The 19,327-nt window shown below is 36.7% G+C and carries 12 protein-coding genes; all 12 read left to right on the top strand.

Annotated features, from left to right (window positions below; genetic code table 11):
* Window positions 1-23: 23 nt before the first annotated feature.
* The 12 genes from ACVRZD_RS04825 (at window position 24) to ACVRZD_RS04880 (ending at window position 19,284) form a co-directional block, all read left to right on the top strand.
* Window positions 24-497, top strand: coding sequence for a PTS sugar transporter subunit IIA (locus ACVRZD_RS04825; RefSeq protein ID WP_037625661.1), 474 nt, complete (start codon window positions 24-26; stop codon window positions 495-497).
* Window positions 490-795, top strand: coding sequence for a PTS sugar transporter subunit IIB (locus ACVRZD_RS04830; protein ID WP_037625658.1), 306 nt, complete (start codon window positions 490-492; stop codon window positions 793-795). Before ACVRZD_RS04825 ends, ACVRZD_RS04830 begins: the two co-directional genes overlap by 8 nt.
* 9 nt (window positions 796-804) lie before the next feature.
* On the top strand, window positions 805-2,256 hold the full coding sequence (locus ACVRZD_RS04835) for a PTS transporter subunit IIC (protein ID WP_447450335.1): 1,452 nt from the start codon (window positions 805-807) through the stop codon (window positions 2,254-2,256).
* Window positions 2,257-2,700: 444 nt separating this feature from the next.
* Window positions 2,701-12,225 carry a discoidin domain-containing protein gene (locus ACVRZD_RS04840; protein ID WP_037625655.1) on the top strand — a complete coding sequence of 3,175 codons (9,525 nt, stop codon included), beginning with the start codon at window positions 2,701-2,703 and terminating at the stop codon, window positions 12,223-12,225.
* Window positions 12,226-12,457: 232 nt separating this feature from the next.
* Window positions 12,458-12,883: a galactose-6-phosphate isomerase subunit LacA gene (gene lacA, locus ACVRZD_RS04845; RefSeq protein WP_037625653.1), complete on the top strand. Its 426-nt coding sequence runs from the start codon at window positions 12,458-12,460 to the stop codon at window positions 12,881-12,883.
* A gap of 15 nt (window positions 12,884-12,898) precedes the next feature.
* The gene (gene lacB, locus ACVRZD_RS04850; protein WP_037625651.1) at window positions 12,899-13,414 is read left to right on the top strand and encodes a galactose-6-phosphate isomerase subunit LacB; all 516 of its coding nucleotides are present in this window, start codon (window positions 12,899-12,901) and stop codon (window positions 13,412-13,414) included.
* Between the two features lie 8 nt (window positions 13,415-13,422).
* A complete protein-coding gene (locus tag ACVRZD_RS04855) occupies window positions 13,423-14,382 on the top strand; it encodes a tagatose-6-phosphate kinase (RefSeq protein ID WP_037625650.1) in 960 nt (319 codons plus the stop codon).
* Window positions 14,357-15,334 (top strand): tagatose-bisphosphate aldolase, encoded by a 978-nt coding sequence (gene lacD / locus ACVRZD_RS04860; protein WP_447450317.1) that lies wholly within the window; start codon window positions 14,357-14,359, stop codon window positions 15,332-15,334. Before ACVRZD_RS04855 ends, lacD begins: the two co-directional genes overlap by 26 nt.
* 11 nt (window positions 15,335-15,345) lie before the next feature.
* A complete protein-coding gene (locus tag ACVRZD_RS04865; RefSeq protein WP_037625648.1) occupies window positions 15,346-16,254 on the top strand; it encodes an aldose 1-epimerase family protein in 909 nt (302 codons plus the stop codon).
* A 163-nt stretch (window positions 16,255-16,417) separates the two neighbouring features.
* Window positions 16,418-17,266: a PRD domain-containing protein gene (locus ACVRZD_RS04870; RefSeq protein ID WP_037625646.1), complete on the top strand. Its 849-nt coding sequence runs from the start codon at window positions 16,418-16,420 to the stop codon at window positions 17,264-17,266.
* A gap of 1 nt (window position 17,267) precedes the next feature.
* Window positions 17,268-17,579 carry a PTS lactose/cellobiose transporter subunit IIA gene (locus ACVRZD_RS04875; RefSeq protein WP_037625644.1) on the top strand — a complete coding sequence of 104 codons (312 nt, stop codon included), beginning with the start codon at window positions 17,268-17,270 and terminating at the stop codon, window positions 17,577-17,579.
* A 1-nt stretch (window position 17,580) separates the two neighbouring features.
* Window positions 17,581-19,284 carry a lactose-specific PTS transporter subunit EIIC gene (locus ACVRZD_RS04880; protein WP_037625642.1) on the top strand — a complete coding sequence of 568 codons (1,704 nt, stop codon included), beginning with the start codon at window positions 17,581-17,583 and terminating at the stop codon, window positions 19,282-19,284.
* Window positions 19,285-19,327 lie beyond the last annotated feature (43 nt).

Raw genomic sequence — 19,327 nt, forward strand, 5'->3', positions numbered from 1 at the left:
GATCATATGAAAGGAGGGATATGATGAAAGCAAACGTACTTTTTACTGAGGCTAGTAGTCTTGAGGAATTATTTGATGTCGTGTCACAACAACTGCTTGCTTTGAAATTGGTGAAACCTGATTATCAGGAAGCTATCAAAGTTAGAGAAAAGGAATTCCCAACAGGTTTAAAAATTGATTATAAAGATGGGAGTCCCATTTTGTTTGCAGCGATACCGCATACTGAAACTAAATATTGTCTGTCAAATCAAGTGGTTTATGTGCAAAATAATATGCCGATAACTGTCAAACATATGATAAACCCTGAAGAAGATTGTTTTGTCCAACATTTCTTTTTTATTGTCAATAATAAAAATGATGGTCAGACAACAATTCTATCTAACCTGATTACATTCTTTGTCACAAAGGGTAATTTAGAGCAGTTAACTGAGCTCGGTAACAACGTCGAAAAAATAAGTGAATTTTTAGAAGCAAAAGGAGTTTTAGAATATGATTAAAATTTTAGCAGCATGTGGTGCAGGTGTTAATTCAAGTCACCAAATCAAAGATGCCATCGAAACACAACTATCAGAACGCGGTTATAACGTAACATGTGATGCTGTAATGGTAAAAGATATTACAGAAGAAATGGTCTCTAAGTACGATATCTTTGCCCCAATTGCCAAAACAACTCTTGGATTTAATATGCCGATTCCAACAGTTGAAGCAGGGCCAATTTTATATCGTATTCCAGTTATGAGCGAGCCCGTTTTTGCTGAACTTGAACGCGTGATTAAAGCTAGTGATCTTAAATAAAGGGGAAAAATAATGCAAGCATTCTTAGATTTTATTAATATTTTCTTCAAACCAATTATCAAATTGGGTTCAGGTCCAGTCATGTTGATAGTTATGACTGGTCTAGCAATGGCTTTTAAAGTGAAATTCACAAAGGCTTTAGAAGGTGGTATTAAATTAGCTATCGCATTAACTGGAATTGGTGCAATTATTGGCATTTTAACAGGGGCCTTTTCAGAATCGCTTCAAGCATTTGTTAAAAACACTGGTATTAGTTTAAACATCATTGATGTTGGCTGGGCGCCTCTTGCTACAATTACTTGGGGTTCACCCTATACGCTTTACTTCTTGGTTATTATGCTAGCTGTAAATATTATCATGATTATCATGAATAAAACAGATACCCTTGATGTTGATATCTTCGATATTTGGCATTTATCTATTACAGGCTTATTAATCATGTGGTATGCTGGAAGGAATCATATTCCGATTGTTTTATCTATAATTATTGCAACAATTGCTGTTGTTATCGTTGGTGTTTTAAAAATTATCAATTCTGATTTAATGAAACCAACATTTGATGACTTATTAGGTACAGGTCCTAATTCACCAATGACTTCAACTCATATGAATTACATGATGAATCCAATCATTATGGTACTAGATAAAATTTTTGATAAGGTCTTCCCAGGTCTAGATAAATATGATTTTGATGCTGCAAAATTAAATAAGAAAATCGGTTTTTGGGGATCAAAATTCTTTATTGGGATGGTATTAGGTTTTGTCATCGGCATTATGGGGGATCCCCATTTGAAAGTTGCTTCCGTTAAACACTGGTTTGAACTAGGTTTTACAGCAGGTGCCTGCTTGGAGCTCTTTTCATTAATCGGGTCTTGGTTTATTGCAGCAGTAGAACCTTTGTCACAAGGGATTACTAACTTTGCTAATTCTAAAATGAATGGTAGACGTTTTAATATCGGTTTAGACTGGCCATTCATTGCTGGTAGAGCAGAAATTTGGGCTTGTGCTAATATTCTTGCTCCGATTATGTTAATTGAAGCCATATTGCTATCAAAAGTTGGGAACGGAATTTTACCACTTGCTGGAATTATTGCAATGGGGATGACACCAGCATTATTAATCGTAACAAGAGGTCGTTTACTAAGAATGATTATCTTTGGATCACTCTTGTTGCCGCTTTTCTTACTATCAGGAACAATGATTGCACCATTTGCTACAGAACTTGCTAAAAAAGTTGGGGCTTTCCCAGCAGGTGCTTCTGCCAATGCCTTGATTACACATTCTACTTTAGAAGGTCCTATGGAAAAGATTTTTGGTTATATGATTGGCCAAGCCACAACAGGTCAACTGGCAGCAATCTTTAGTTTGCTTATCTTCTTGGGTATTTATCTTGGCCTCTTCTTCTGGTATGCTAAGCAAATGAAAAAACGGAATAATATTTATTCAGCTAAATTAAAATAAGGTTTTCTAAGTTTTATTTCTTAGAGTAAAAATGGAAAAATCTTGATCTTACATAGAATAGATTATTAGACATTCAATTATTTATGAGAAAAGAAATATATTTAGTATGGTATTTATCAGTATATCAGTACTACATGGTTCAGTCTAAATCTATTATATGTGTTTAAATAAAACCACTTGTGAAAGTCATATTAAATTTCGACGGTAGAGAAATTATTAGAGATTAGCATAATGGTAGTCTACGAATAGATGTTAATTTATTGCGTATAGAACCATTTGTCACTTGTTCTCAGTAATCACTATTTATTTTAGAAGTTAATAGTATACAGTATTGTGAGATGAGTTGAAGTCATCAAATCTCCTAGAATACTACTTACAGGTGGTTTTTTCTTACGGAAAAATGTAACCGATTACATTTTAGGCGTTGAATTTTGGAGAAAAGTGATGATGAAAAAGGAAAAAAATAATTTAGAACGGTTATACCATTTCTCAATTCGTAAAACTAGACTTGGAGTTGGCTCTGTTATTGTCGGTATTTTTTTATCAGGGGGTCTTCTATTTCAGACAACTGCTCTTGCAGAGGAATTAAATCCTAAAGTAGAAATAGTTACTTCCTCAGAAGAAGTCAATAGAACTCAGTCCACTAATAATGACACTAATAGTGCTGTATCTAAAGAGGAATCGGTTTTTGTAACGCCTCTAAATGATGTGGCGACTTCAACAAGCTTATCTACTGAACCAGATAAATCACCAAAAAATAATGTTATGACGGCTAAAGATTCAGTTGTTGATGTAGCGATAGATAATGAGAATACTGCAACGACAAAAGAAAAGAGTGAAACAGCAAAAGCAGAGGATTTAGTTGATAAAGCTCTTATCACCAATGACACGACTTCTTCTGAAAAAACATGGCATAAGGTCAATCATTATGAAAAGACCAATGAACGTGTCAATTTTGATAATAACTGGAAGTTTACGAGGGGAGAAGTAGCGGGAGCCAGTGATACTAATTTTGATGATACCAGCTGGGTTAACTTAGATCTCCCTCATGATTTTAGTAGTGATTTGGATTATACTAAAAATGGTGAAGCTGAAAGTGCTTATAAACTAGGAGGTATCGGATGGTATCGTAAACAGTTTACTCTAGGTAAAGAGGCAGCACAAGGGCGAGTTTTCCTAGAATTTGATGGTTCTTATATGGAGACAGAAGTCTTTGTGAATGGACAGAGTTTGGGCGTTCATCCTAATGGCTACACTGCTTTTAGTTTTGATTTGACAAACTATTTAAAAAAAGACTCAGAGAATCTTTTAGCGATTAAGGTTTTGAATAAAACACCAAGTTCACGTTGGTATTCAGGTAGTGGCATTTATCGTTCAGTACATCTATCCTTTGTACCTGCCGTTCATTTAGCAGACCATGGCGTGACTTTTACAACACCAACTCTTGAAAAGGACTATAAAGATAGTCAATTTAGCACAGATGTTAAAATATCAGCACGCGTGATAAATGACTCTGAGAAAACATCAGATATTCATGTCAAAGCAACATTGTTTGAAAAACTTGCAAATGGTGAACTCAGCCTTGTCAAAGAAACAAGTTCTGCTGTTAAACAAATTAAATCACAAAATCACGCAACTATTGATATGACTTTATCTGTAGACACACCAAAATTATGGTCGACGGCTAATCCAAATCTTTATGTTTTAAAGACAGAAGTGCTTAAAGGGACAACTGTTCTTCAAAGTAGTCAACAAGAAGTAGGTTTTCGTTTCTTCACATTTGATCCAGAGATAGGGTTTAGACTCAATAACAAGGCCTTAAAATTACAAGGTGTTTGTTTGCACCATGATCAAGGTGCACTTGGATCAAGAGCGTATTACGATGCTATTGAACGACAAATTAGTATTTTGAAGGAGATGGGGGTCAACGCCGTTCGTGTAACTCATAACCCATCATCTCGTGTGATGAGAGATATTGCCAATCGTAAGGGGGTTTTACTCATTGATGAAGCATTCGATACATGGGAATATGCTAAAAATGGCAATGTTAATGATTACTCACGCTTCTTTAATGAAAAAATTGGCGACACCCTTTTAGGATTGACAAATGCTCATAAAGATCAAACGTGGGCAGAATATCACGTCAAACAAATGGTTCGTGCTGCCCAAAATGACCCTTCTGTCATCATGTGGTCAACAGGAAATGAAGTCATGGAAGGCTTTAGTGGAGATACATCTGGATATCCTAAAGTTATTGAAAAACTTGTAAAATGGATTAAAGAAGTGGATAATAGTCGTCCAACAACCTTGGGAGATAATAAGCTTAAAAATTTAAACGACACCTCCATTAGCATGGCTAATGTTCTAAGTCAGAATAAAGGAATAGTCGGATATAATTATGCCAATGGCAGTCAATACGATAAAGGCCATAAGGACCATCCTGAGTGGATGATTTATGGTTCTGAAACTGCTTCTTCTGTCAATAGTCGTAGTGTTTATGATGTTACAGGGAATGGTAATGGGCATGTTGCTAATGCAGAACACCAATTAACCTCATATGATCAAAGTAGAGTTGGTTGGGGGCACCTCGCTAGTGAAGCGTGGTATGATGTCATTACACGAAACTTCGTAGCAGGAGAGTTTGTTTGGACTGGTTTTGATTACCTTGGTGAACCTACGCCGTGGAATGGTACAGACAGTGGCTTAGTTAATGGAATTAGTTCCCTAGAAAATGCTCCAAAGAGTTCATATTTTGGGATTGTTGATACAGCAGGACTACCAAAAGATTCTTACTATTTTTATAGAAGTCAATGGAAGAAAGATGACACGACATTACATTTATTGCCTACATGGAAAGAATCTGCAATTAAAAAGGATACTCAGGGAAAAGTAGAAGTTGTTGCGTATTCTAATGCAGCTTCTGTAGAATTATTCCATGTTGATGAAACTGGTCATGAGACATCCTTGGGCAAGCAGATGTCAAAAGATATTACTCTGGATAAAACAGGACATAGCTACCGCCTTTATAATGTTGAGGATATAACAAAAGCAAGTCATAAAAATCTTTATATGACCTGGAAAGTAGATTACAAACCAGGTCACTTAAAAGCTGTGGCTTATGATGCATCTGGTCATGTGATTAAGCAGACATATGGCCGCAATGAAGTGACAAGCTATGCAGACGCTAATCATTTAAAAATGACTCTTCCAAAAATACCTAAAGAAGTAACGGACCATTCTCTTGTTTATGTTGAGGTTGATGTCCTTGATCAACAAGGGCGCCTGGTATCAGATTCAAAAGTACCAATTACCCTTAAAGTAGACGGTCCAGCTATTTTAGTGGGACTAGACAACGGTAATGCGGTGGATCATCAATCTTATCAAGATAATAATCGTAAGGCATTTGGTGGTAAATTAGTGGCTATTCTTAAAATGATGGGACAATCAGGAACGGTTACCGTAACTGCAACTAGTCCATCTCTTAAGGACGCTCGTCAAAGCTTTGCCGTTACTGCTACTAAGGCAGCAAATGCTCACAAGGTAGATAGTTATGAGACTGCACAAGTAGTTTATATGAAAAAAGGTGGTCAATTACTATTACCATCAGCAGTTCGTTTACGCTATGAAAATGGTAAAGAAGTGTCTAAACCAGTAACTATTGATCAAAAAGAATTGCAATCTAAACTTGATAAAGGAAAGAGTTTTGAGATTGTTGGCAAAGTTGAGGGATTACCTTCGGGAATTACTTACCATGTAGCAGTGATCGATCAAATTGCTGCTATTAGAACAGTCAGCAAAGCAATTGAAGAAGGCGCTCAGTTAGATTTACCACAACGTGTTCAAGCTTACTTACCAGACGGTAGCTTAATGTCAGCACAGTTCCCAGTAAAATGGCAAATACCAAACGATCTTTTAACAACAAAAGCAGGTATTATTAGCATTGAAGGTAAGGCAGATGTTCTTGGGGAAATTTATCCTGTTAGAGCTAGTGTTCGTATAGCTGCTAAAAGTAGTTTACTAGATCAAAATGTTAGCTCCTCAGCAAAATTAACACAAGATATATCAGCAGAATTACAATCTGACAAACTAGAAGCTATCAAAGATGGCAAAAAAGAGATTAATACGGACCAAACAAGATGGTCAAATTATAAAGCAGCTCAGTCAGGCAAAGCCGAAGCAAACTTGACATTTACATATGATACTGCTCAAAATATTAAGCAAATTAGAATAACTTATGCTCTAGATAAGCATTCTTTGAAATTGCCAGATAAAGTGAACTTTTCATGGAGTACTGGCGGTAGTTCAAACTTACAAACAGTTGTTGCTAAAGCTCAGAAGGCTATCGAAAAAGGGGATCTCACAGAGATTGTCTATGACCTTGACAGTGCTGTCCCAGCAGTTATCTTTAAGATTAACTTACATAGTGATACTAAACCTGTTGAGGGAAGTACAGCCAAAGCATCTGTTGGTTTGACAGAGGTAGAATTATGGACTGAGCGTACTAGTTTCAGTGTTAATCGTAATGCCTCGTTAAAAGAGATATCTATTGATGGTAGAGTCCACCGTATCCCTGTAAATAAAGAAATTAAGGTAGCCCTTAATGGTAAAAAGGCTAGTGATATTAAAATAGTTGCTCATAATAAAGACGAAAACGTCGCAGTTACAGTACTTCCGGTTAAAGATAATCAAGTCAAAATTTTCACAGAGTCTGAAGACCATATGAAAACAGATAGGTATACGGTTACCTTTACAAATAGTACAAGTACAACAGCAAGCGGTGATTACATTCCAAATTCAGAGCTAAAAGTAACAGCAAGTTCAACTCAGCAAGGAGTTGAAAGTCAAACTGATAATGCTGTTGATGGAGATTTACACACAATATGGCATTCATCATGGAGTCAAAAGCCTAAGTTTGAGGATTTATGGTTACAAGTAGATACCGGTCGTATAAGAACACTTAGTGGTTTAGGTTATGCTGCTCGTCAAACGAACGGTTCAAATGGTGCTATTGAGCGATTCAAACTTCAATCAAGTCTTGACGGTAAGAGTTGGAAAGACATTGCTTTGCCTAAGGATAGCTTTGAGAAGTCTCCAGGATGGCAAGATATTCCTTTTACTCCTGTACAAGCACAATATTTGCGCATCATCCCATTAAAAACTTACGATGATCAGGGTAAGGGAGGTAATCAGTATATGTCTGTTGCTGAACTTCGTGTGAAGGAAGTGATAAAAACAAAAACAGATATCCCTACCGAAGAATTAACTATTAAAGCAGGTTCAACAGAAACCAAAGAAGGTACAAATCAAAATGTGGAAAATCTTATCGATAAAGATGCACACAGTATTTGGCATTCAAAATGGCAACCAAGTAAAGCTATGGAAAATCTTTGGCTTGAAGTTGATGTCCAGAAAGTAAGAGAAATATCAGGACTATCTTATCTGAGTCGACAAGATGCTTATGTTAATGGTAATGTACTAGAATACAAGATTTTCACTAAAAAAGATACTTCAGAGGAGTGGAAGTTAGTTCACACTGGTCATTTTGATAAAGTTGCTAAATGGCAGGAAGTTAGCTTTGATCCAGTGGAAGCCCGCTACGTTAAATTTGAAGCTCTTAGTACCGCTGGGGAATCACCAGATTTAAATAATAAATTTATGTCTGCTGCAGAAATTCGTCTTAAAGAGCAAAGTGTAATGACAGCAGATCTGGAAACCCAAATGAAGCTAGAACGAGAAAAAGCTGAACGTCACCAGGCAGAGCTACGTGACCACATTAACAAGAAAATGAAAGTTTTGTCACTAGATGCGGGTCGTCAATATTTCACTCCAGAGCAATTGAAACAAGTTATTAACCAGGCTTACAACAGCGGCTACTCTGATGTTCACTTATTAGTTGGAAATGATGGCATGCGTTTCTTATTGGATGATATGACTGTAAGGGTGGGAGATAAAGTTTATAGTAGCGATGCTGTCAAGGCTGCTATTTATAAAGGAAATGACACTTATCGGAAACAAACAGCTGGAAATGCTCTGACTCAAGCTGATATGACAGAGTTACTAAATTATGCTAAGGAACGTGGAATCCGTATTATTCCGGCAATCAATAGTCCAGGTCATATGGACGCTATTTTAGACGCCATGGAAACACTAGGTATTGAGTCACCTAGATACAAGGACAATGGTAAGGTATCGAAAACAACTGTTGACCTAAACAATGGTGAAGCTGTGAATTTCACAAAAGCTTTATTGCAAAAATACATTGACTTCTTTGGTGGTAAGGTAGAAAGGTTCAATATTGGTTTAGACGAGTATGCCAATGATATCTATGGTGAACCCGGTTGGAATAAATTGGTTGCCACAGGACTCTATCCAAAATTTATTAGCTATACTAATAGTTTAGTAAAAATGGTTAAAGATAAAGGTATGGTACCGATTGCCTTTAATGATGGCATTTATTATAACGGCAATGTTTCTGGCGATCAATTTGATAAAGACCTAGTTGTAGCTTATTGGACAGCAGGATGGGGTAACTTTAAAGTTGCTAAACCAGAAGTTCTTGCTAAGCAAGGACATAAGATTCTTAACGTTAATGATGGGTGGTATTATGTTTTAGGGAGAGATTCTGCTAATGACAGTAGAGGCTATTCGGGACCTAAAGCATTAGAACACATGAAAACAATTGGTTTTGATTCTGTTGCGGGAGCACAATCAAAAGTTGAAACTGTAGGTAGTATGACTGCTATATGGGCTGATCAAGACGTTCCAACAGATATGGAAAAAATCTTAAATCATATTAAAGCTTTTGGGGAATCTTACTATTTCAATGAGCCTAAAGGAATCGGTACAGATGGTGACAGTAACGCCTCAAGTATTAGACAAACTGATTTTAAAGCTTATGAAGTGTTGAAAGTAGAACACGTTAACGTTGAAAAAGGTAAGGCTGTTGACCTAACAAAGCATCTTGATGAGCTGAAAAAACTTGATAAAGGAGCAACAATTTATGCTGAAATTAAAACTCCTGAACAGCTTGATAGCTTCATGAACCTCTTTTCTGTATCAACAACTGATAATGTTAAAGAACGCTTCTATCTCTATCTTACAAAAGAAGGTAAATTCGGCGTCGAAGCTTCAGATAAGAATGATAAAAAGAATGCCGTTGCAGTAGCTAAAGACCTTATAAAAGCGAATCAATGGAACTCGCTTGCTTTTGTGACAGCTCAAGATGGGTTAGCACAGTTATATGTCAATGGACAATTATCCTACACCAGCGATAAGCCGATCTTATTTATTAAGGATCTTGCGAGTCCCAAAATGGTACAACTCGGAATAACAAAACGAGGTAATGAAGATTATTGGAAAGATTCTCACTTTGAAGTTCGAAATTTGACAGTCTACAATAAACCTTTCAACGCAGATGAGGTAAAGGAACGATCTATCTTATTCTTACGAGAAAATGTTGAGAAAAAACTACCAGAAGGGGCCATCTTATCACCAAAGAACGATCTCTTTGAAAGTGGGCTTACAGAAGCAAAGAATCAAGATAAAGTCTATGGTTATCGTATTCCAGCTTTACTAAGAACTGATAAAGGAACCCTTATTGCTGGTGCAGATGAGCGTTTTGAGCACATCAAAGACTGGGGAAACATTGGAATGGTTATCCGTCGAAGCCTTAATAAAGGGCTTGATTGGGAAAAACGCCAAACTTTAGTCAATCTTAGAGACAATCCACAAGTTGATTATCACACCAAAGAATACGCAGGATCTCCAGTAAACATTGATATGGTGCTCGTTCAAGACTCATCTACAAAGCGTATTTTCTCACTCTTTGATATGTTCCCAGAAGGTAGAGGTATCTTTGGAATGCCTGAAAAAGAGTCACAACGCGAAGAGGAATATGTCAAAGTAGGTGATAAATCATATTTAAGACTGTATAAGGTTGATCAGTCCGATCAAAAAACAAATGACGTTTATACTGTTCGTGAAGAAGGGCGTGTCTATGGTCCTGATGGTAAGCCAACAAATTATCATGTGATTATAAAAACAGATACAAAGGATCATGCTGACTTAGGCGATATTTATGAGGATCAACAAAAAATAGGGAATATCTATTTCACTACTCATAAGACTTCTCCTTTCCGTATTGCTAAATCTAATTATATCTGGATGTCTTATAGTGATAATGATGGAAAAACATGGTCTTCACCACAAGACATCACAGCTAGTCTTCGTAATCCTGATTTAAAATTCTTAGGAGTAGGGCCTGGAACTGGGATTACTCTGACCTATGGAAAACATGCGGGGCGTATTATTGTGCCAGCCTATACAACGAACTGGATATCCCATCTAACAGGCTCTCAATCATCACGAGTCATTTATTCTGATGATCATGGCAAAACATGGCAATTAGGGGAAGCTGTTAATGATAATCGTCAGTTAAGCCATGGCAGAGTTATTCATTCTAAAAATATGAATGATGAGAAAGCTCAGAATACAGAATCGGTTGCAGTTGAGCTAAAAAATGGGGACTTAAAACTCTTCATGAGAAATTTGACAGGTAAATTACAAGTTGCTACAAGTAAAGATGGAGGCCAAACTTGGGAAGCTACGGTTGAAGAATACTCAGAGGTTCCTGACGCCTATGTTCAATTATCAGCTATTCGCGTTGAACATGGTGATAAAGAATACGTGTTACTAGTTAATGCCAATGGTCCTGGAAGGAATCGTGTCGCAGGGTATGCTCGCCTAGCTGAAGTTCAATCAGATGGTCGCTTGAAATGGTTACATCATCGTCTTATTCAAGATGGAAGCTTTGCTTACAACTCTGTACAGCAAGTTGACGAGGATACTTTTGGCGTACTCTATGAGCATAGAGAAGGTGGTCAAAACGATTATACTCTAAGCTTTAAGACTTTCAATTGGAACTTCTTGATAAAAGATCCACAGGTTCCAGAAGTAAAAGTAATGGCAACAAAAGTATTTGATGGTAATAAATTAGAATTGACATTTGATCATCCGATTCTTGCAGTCAAAAAACCAGATTTACGGCTAGCCAATGACTCTGTCTTAACTTTTGTTCAGCAAAAAGATTCTAGAACATTAATTTATCAAGTGTCGGATAAAAATTGGGGACAAATGATTATTTCAGAAGCTGGGGAACAACTTGTTAATGTTAGTGGACTAAAAGTGACGGTTAAGAGTCGTGTCCCAGAAAAAAAACAAACAGAATCAAACAAAGAAATTACACAATCAAAGGCTGAGTCCAAACGCTTCTCGAATGGTAATGTTGGGGTATTATTGAGTAGCACAGATGCGGAGGCAACTAAGACCATCAAAGTAATTGACTACTCAGGTAAATTCTCAGAGATATTGCCGATGGTTCCAAAAGAATTATCCTCTCAAAAAAATGCCAAGCTTTATGATATCACTCTTTATAATGGTAAGGATCAAAAAGTTGCAATTACAGATAAAGCTATCGTTGAAATTGCTGTTGATCCTAATCGAACAGTTGAGCATGTTTTTTATGTCTTGCCTTCATCGGCAGGAACGATGCTAGAAAGTTTACCTTTTAGCCTGTCTGCTAACAAGGACAAGGTAATCTTTGCTGTTGAACATTTCAGTCTTTATAGTGTGGTTTACCAATCAACAGAGACAACTCTAGCAAATCCAGTAGAAAAAAGTCATCCGATGGCTATTTTAAGACCTGCCCTTCCTACTGCGAAACATACTGTAGGAACAGAAGATTTAAAAGAGTTACCTAATGCTTCAGTGCTACCTATTAGTATGATATCTAACAAAACAAGACAAAATGATATTACAAATGAAGAAAAAGTAGTTAATAGGCAAGCTACTAATCGCTCATTGCCTGAGGCAGGTGAAAAAAATCAATCTCTACTAGTGATATTAGCTTTGATTTTGACATCAAGTTTAGGTATCCCGATAAGAAGAGCCTTGAAGAATAAAAATGACTAATCAGATAACTATCAACATTAGTATGTAATCTATGGATCTTTACAAAAAGAGTGGCTTTAAACAGTTTTAGTCTAGCAGAACAACTAACGAGAATAGTATGTAATTCTCGCTAGTTTGTTTTACAAACAAAAACAAACATAATTGAGTTGACTATATGTTTGTTTTGTTGTATTATTTATTTGTAAAAACAAAAACAAACAAAAGTTTGTTTTGTATTTGGAAGGAGTTAAATATGACTATTATTTTAGGTGCTGATGCACAGGGGAATGATTTAAAAGAAATTATCAAAGAATATCTGGTTGAACAAGGTTACACTGTAACTGATGTGACTGATTTAGAAAAAGACTTTATTGACAATACCATAGCTATTGCCAATGCTGTAAAAGCTAGCGAAGACAATCTTGGTATTATGATTGATGCTTATGGAGCAGGTCCATTTATAGTTGCTACTAAGGTAAAAGGTATGGTGGCAGCCGAAGTTTCTGATGAGCGTTCAGCTTACATGACACGTGGTCATAATAATGCACGGATGATTACAATGGGTTCAGAAATTGTAGGTGACCTACTAGCAAAAAATATTGTTAAAGGGTTTGTAACAGGAAAATATGATGGTGGCCGTCATCAAATTCGTGTTGATATGTTGAATAAAATGGCTTAAGGATAAGGAGATAATATGAAAATTGCAATTGGATGTGATCACATCGTCACAAATGAAAAAATGGCAGTATCAGATTTTTTGAAATCAAAAGGTTATGAAGTTCTAGATTTTGGAACATATGACCATACAAGGACACATTATCCTATTTTTGGGAAGCGTGTTGGTGAAGCAGTAGCAAGTGGTCAAGCAGATTTAGGTGTTTGTATTTGTGGAACTGGTGTTGGGATTAACAATGCTGTTAATAAAGTACCAGGGATTCGCTCAGCACTCGTTCGTGATATGACCAGTGCATTATATGCTAAGGAAGAATTAAATGCTAATGTTATTGGTTTTGGTGGGAAAATAACGGGCGAACTGTTAATGTGTGATATTATCGAAGCTTTTATTAATGCTGAGTATAAAGAAACAGAAGAAAACAAAAAGCTTATTGCCAAAATTGCTCATCTTGAATCACATAATGCTGATCAAGACGATCCTGATTTCTTTAATGAATTTCTTGAGAAATGGGATCGAGGAGAGTATCACGACTAGGAGTAATTATGATTTTAACAATAACACTCAATCCCTCCATTGATATTTCCTATCCTTTAGAAAGCTTTCGTCTGGATACAGTGAACAGAGTGGCACAAACAAGTAAAACTGCTGGTGGTAAAGGTTTAAATGTCAGTCGCGTTCTCAAAGAAGCTGGTCAAGACCTTTTAGCTACTGGTTTTATAGGTGGCAGGTTAGGACAGTATTTAACAGAGCAATTGGATCAGTCTGAGATAAACAATCACTTTTATCAGATTGCTGGCGAGACCAGAAATTGCATTGCTATCTTACATGAAGGTCTACAAACAGAAATTTTAGAAGCAGGTCCGACAATTAGCTCTGATGAAGCCAATGGCTTTCTTGACCATTTGAAGTTAGTAGGAGACAGCTCTGAGGTTATTACCATTTCAGGAAGCTTACCAAAAGGTTTAGAAGATAGTTATTATCAACATGTCCTTGATTGGGCAAATCGTCACCAGAAACAAGTTGTTCTGGATTGTTCAGGTGCTCCTTTAATGACAGTATTAACAGGGCAAAACAAACCAACTGTAATCAAACCTAATCTTGAGGAATTAGAAGGTTTATTAGGTCAGACAATTGAAAATAGTAATGACCAATTAAAGGATGTCTTAAGAGATAGTCTTTTTGATGGGATTGAATGGATTATCGTTTCCTTAGGTTCCAAAGGGGCTTTCGCTAAGCATAATGACCAGTTTTACAGAGTGACTATCCCTAAAATTGAGGTTATCAATCCAGTTGGTTCTGGAGATTCCACAGTGGCAGGGATTGCCTGGGGCTTATCAGTCAATGACGATGATTTGAGTTTACTCAAAAAAGCAAATGTACTAGGCATGTTGAATGCTCAAGAAGCCATGACAGGCCATATTAACATGGCCAACTATGACACATTATATAGTCAGATCACAGTAGAAGAGGTAACAAATGACATTAACAAAAAACAAACGTAAGTTTATGGAGCAATTAAGTAAAGATGGGATTATTTCAGCACTAGCTTTTGATCAACGTGGTGCCTTAAAACGGATGATGGCAGCCCATCAAACGCAAGAACCTAGTGTTGAGCAAATAGAAGCATTAAAAGTAATGGTATCTGAAGAATTAACACCTTACGCCTCATCTATTCTACTTGACCCAGAATATGGGCTACCAGCCACAAAAGTGAAAGCTGATACTGCTGGCCTCCTTCTTGCCTATGAAAAAACAGGATATGATGCGACAACGACTAGCCGCTTACCAGATTGCTTAGTGGAGTGGTCAGCAAAACGCCTCAAAGAAGCAGGGGCAGATGCTGTTAAATTTTTACTTTACTATGATGTTGATGGCGACGAAGCAATCAACTTACAAAAAAAAGCTTACATCGAACGGATTGGATCAGAATGTAAAGCCGAGGATATCCCATTTTTCCTTGAAATTCTGACTTATGATGAAAAGATTTCAGACAATTCAAGTATTGCCTTTGCCAAAGTTAAAGCGCACAAAGTTAATGGTGCCATGAAAGTCTTCTCTGATGAGCGCTTTGGTGTGGACGTGCTCAAAGTCGAAGTGCCGGTCAACATGACCTATGTCGAAGGATTCGCGCAAGGAGAAGTTGTTTTCAGCAAAGAAGAAGCTGCGGAGGCCTTCAGAGAGCAAGAAGCTGCCAGTCACTTGCCATATATCTACCTCAGCGCTGGGGTAACAGCAGAGCTATTCCAAAAAACTTTAGTCTTTGCGGCAGAATCGGGAGCAAAATTCAACGGTGTTCTTTGTGGCCGTGCAACCTGGTCAGGGTCTGTCCCAGTCTACATCGAACAGGGAGAAGAAGCGGCACGCCAGTGGCTCCGCACAGAAGGGTTCAAAAACATTAATGAGCTCAACAAAGTCCTTGAAAAAACAGCAAGTTCGTGGGCTGAGAAAGTATAAAAGGGATACAGATGGCATTAGAACTCAAAAACGATGACTTGAGGCTGTCATTTAAAGAAATAGGTGGCGAATTAAGTTCGATAAAGGATAAAGATGGTCTTGAATACTTGTGGCAAGGGGATGCGAAATACTGGAATGGTCAGGCTCCAGTACTCTTTCCTATTTGTGGGAGTCTCCGTCACAATAAAACGCTGTATGGTGCAAATGCTGCTTCTTTGAAAGAAGGTGAAATGCCTAGACATGGTTTAGTTCGAAAATTACCTTTTATTGGTGAAAAACTATCTGATAATCAAGTTGCTTTTACTTTAGTTAGTACAGACGACATGTATCATAATTATCCTTATCATTTTGAATTATCAACGGTATATACATTAATTGAAAAAACGATCACTGTAGCTTATCAGCTTAAAAATTTAGAGACAGTATATGATATGCCTTTTACAATTGGTGCTCATCCAGCCTTTAATTGTCCATTAGTTGATAATGAACACTATGAGGATTATTACCTAGAGTTTTCTGAACGAGAAAACTGCACCAGTGCAACAGTTATTGCAGAGACAGGTCTCGTCGATAGTGCAGATAGACAACCATTTTTAGCTGGGGATAATAAACTAAACCTAGATTATTCCCTATTTAAAGATGATACCATCGTACTTGATCAATTGGCATCAAAAACTGTAAGTTTGAAATCAAAAAATCACCAAAAAGGATTATCACTTAATCTCCTTGATTTTCCAAATCTGATTCTTTGGTCGACTGCTAATAAAGGCCCCTTTATTGCTCTTGAACCATGGTGTGGCATGTCAACATCAGAAACGGAGAGTGATTATTTTGAAGAAAAACAAAACATGCAATTCTTAGAGCCCTACATACAAAATCGTAAAGTCGCAAGTTATTCATATGAAATAACTATTTTGTAAAAAAAGTTTGAAAGGGTTTACAATAGTTTGTTTTTGTTGTATAATTTAGTCAAGTTAATAGAGTGGATTGTAACTAAACGAGATTTTAGGCAAGACCGCAAATGAGTTGGAAGGAGACTTCTGATTTATTTGTGGTCTTTTTCTATTAAAAATGGAGGTATATATGTTTCGGCTTATTCGGACATTGAATAATAATGCTGCATTGGTAAAAAATAACAATGGTGATCAAGCTGTCGTTATGGGGCTAGGCATTACATTTCACAAGAAAAAAGGTGATGTCATCTACGCTAATAAGATTGAAAAAATTTTTGCACTTAAAAATGAAGAAGCAAAAGAAAATTTTCTCTTACTGTTAAAAGATGTTCCGATGGATTTTATTTCCGTAACTTATGACATTATCGAATTACTAGTGAAAGAATTTCACTATCCTGTTCAAAACTATTTGTATGTCACATTAACAGACCATATTTATTGTTCCTATAAAGCCATTAAAAATGGGTCTTATCAGGAAAGTAGATTGCCAGATATTTCTAAAGAATACCCAAAAGAATATGAAATGGGAAGCATTGCTTTAACAGAATTAAGAAAACGGTTACTTAAACAATTCCCAGACGATGAAATTGCTCGTATTGCTCTGCATTTTATCAATGCTAAAGGACAAGATGAAGCTAATAGTGGGCATTTAAGGAGGGATTTTTCAAGAGAAATCTTAGAGCAGATTGAACAGGAGTTAAGTGCTCATGGGATAACGAGACAAAATTCTAATGAAAACTATTATGATCGGCTAATGATTCACCTGACCTATTTTTTAAATACTTTGGATCGTAAAGATAGCCAAAATAATTCGATTTTAAATATTGAAGATCAGGTAAAGCGAGAATACCCTACAGCATATACCATTGGGTGTGATATTTATCATTTGATTGGTCAAGCAACTGGTCAGGAATTGCAGGCTGGTGAAAAAATTTATTTAGTGTTACACATCCAACGAATAATTGATAAAGGAGAGTAAAATGACAAAAGAAGAGTTAACGATGTTAGGTTTTGAGATTGTTGCCTATGCAGGGGATGCTAGATCGAAACTATTAGAAGCTTTAAATGCAGCTCAATCAGGAGATTATACTGGTGCAGAAGAACTTTGTAAGGTAGCTAATGATTGTATTGTTGAAGCGCATAAGTCACAAACTAGCTTGCTTCAAGCGGAGTCTTCTGGGGAAGATATTGATTTTAGTGTGACATTGATGCATGGCCAAGATCATTTAATGACTACCATGTTGTTACAAGATATGATGAAACACATGATTGAACTATATAAGAGAGGGTAAAATGAATAAATTAATAGCTCAAATAGAAAAAAGAAAACCGCTTTTTGAAAAAATTTCACGAAATATATATTTACGTGCTATTCGTGACGGATTTATTGCAGGTATGCCGGTCATCCTATTTTCAAGTATTTTTATCTTGATAGCTTATGTACCAAATGCATGGGGCTTCCATTGGAGTAAAGCGGTTGAATCATTGTTGATGACTCCCTACAGTTATTCAATGGGGATTTTAGGGTTCTTTGTAGCAGGTACAACTGCTAAAGCACTAACAGACTCAATGAACAGGGAATTAGAGTCAACAAATCAAATCAATTTTATTGCAACAATGCTGGCTACAATGGTAGGCTTCCTCTTAATGGCTGCTGATCCTTCAAAAGATGGTGGATTTATTACAGCATTTATGGGAACAAAAGGTTTGCTTACAGCATTTTTAGCAGCGTTTGTAACAGTAAATGTCTATAAATTCTGTGTCAAACGTAACATCACTATTCGTATGCCAGAAGAAGTTCCACCTAATATTTCACAAGTATTTAAGGACTTAATTCCATTCACCTTATCTGTGGTATTGTTGTATGCTCTACAATTGCTTGTCAAATCCGTAATGGGTGTAAATGTTGCCCAATCTATTGGAACTTTACTAGCACCTTTATTCCAAGCAGCAGATGGTTATCTTGGTATTACATTAATTTTTGGTGCCTATGCTTTCTTCTGGTTTGTAGGGATTCATGGTCCTTCAATTGTTGAACCAGCTATTGCAGCAATCACTTATGCTAATGCTGAAGTTAACCTGAACTTATTACAAGCTGGGCAACATGCAGATAAAATTTTAACCTCTGGGACGCAAATGTTCATCGTAACAATGGGAGGTACCGGTGCTACATTAGTTGTTCCATTCATGTTTATGTGGATGACGAAATCAAAACGTAATAAAGCCATTGGTCGTGCATCAGTTGTTCCAACATTCTTTGGTGTTAATGAACCAATTCTATTTGGTGCACCACTTGTTTTAAATCCAATTTTCTTCATTCCATTTATTATGGCACCGATTGTTAATGTGTGGATTTTCAAATTCTTTATTGATGTTTTAGGAATGAACAGTTTCACGGCAAATCTACCATGGACTACGCCCGCTCCACTAGGATTACTTTTAGGAACAAATTTCCAAGTGCTAGCTTTTATTTTAGCCATAGTTCTTATTGTTGTAGATGTTATCATTTATTATCCATTCTTAAAAGTTTATGATGAACAAATTCTTGCCGAAGAAGTTACAGGTTTTTCAACTTCAGATGCCCTTAAGGAAAAAGTTGCTGCAAACTTCAATACCAAAAAAGCAGATGCAAGCTTAGATAATACTGGCGCTACTCGAGTAGATTCACCATCTATTACTGATCAAACAAACGTCCTTGTTCTTTGTGCAGGTGGTGGAACCAGTGGACTTTTAGCCAATGCTTTAAACAAGGCGGCAAAAGAATATAATGAATCCGTCTCAGCTGCGGCTGGAAGTTACGGAGCTCACCGTGAAATGTTACCTGAGTATCAATTGGTAGTTCTTGCACCACAAGTAGCTTCAAACTTCGAAGATATCAAAAAAGAAACAGATAAGCTAGGTATTAAATTAGCTAAAACTGAGGGTGCTGAATACATCAAATTAACACGTGATGGCCAAGGAGCTCTTGCCTTTGTACGTCAACAAATGATGGCTTAAACGACTACTAGAGATGGACTTGATGACATCAAGCTTATGCTCT

The organism is Streptococcus hongkongensis (assembly GCF_053206145.1).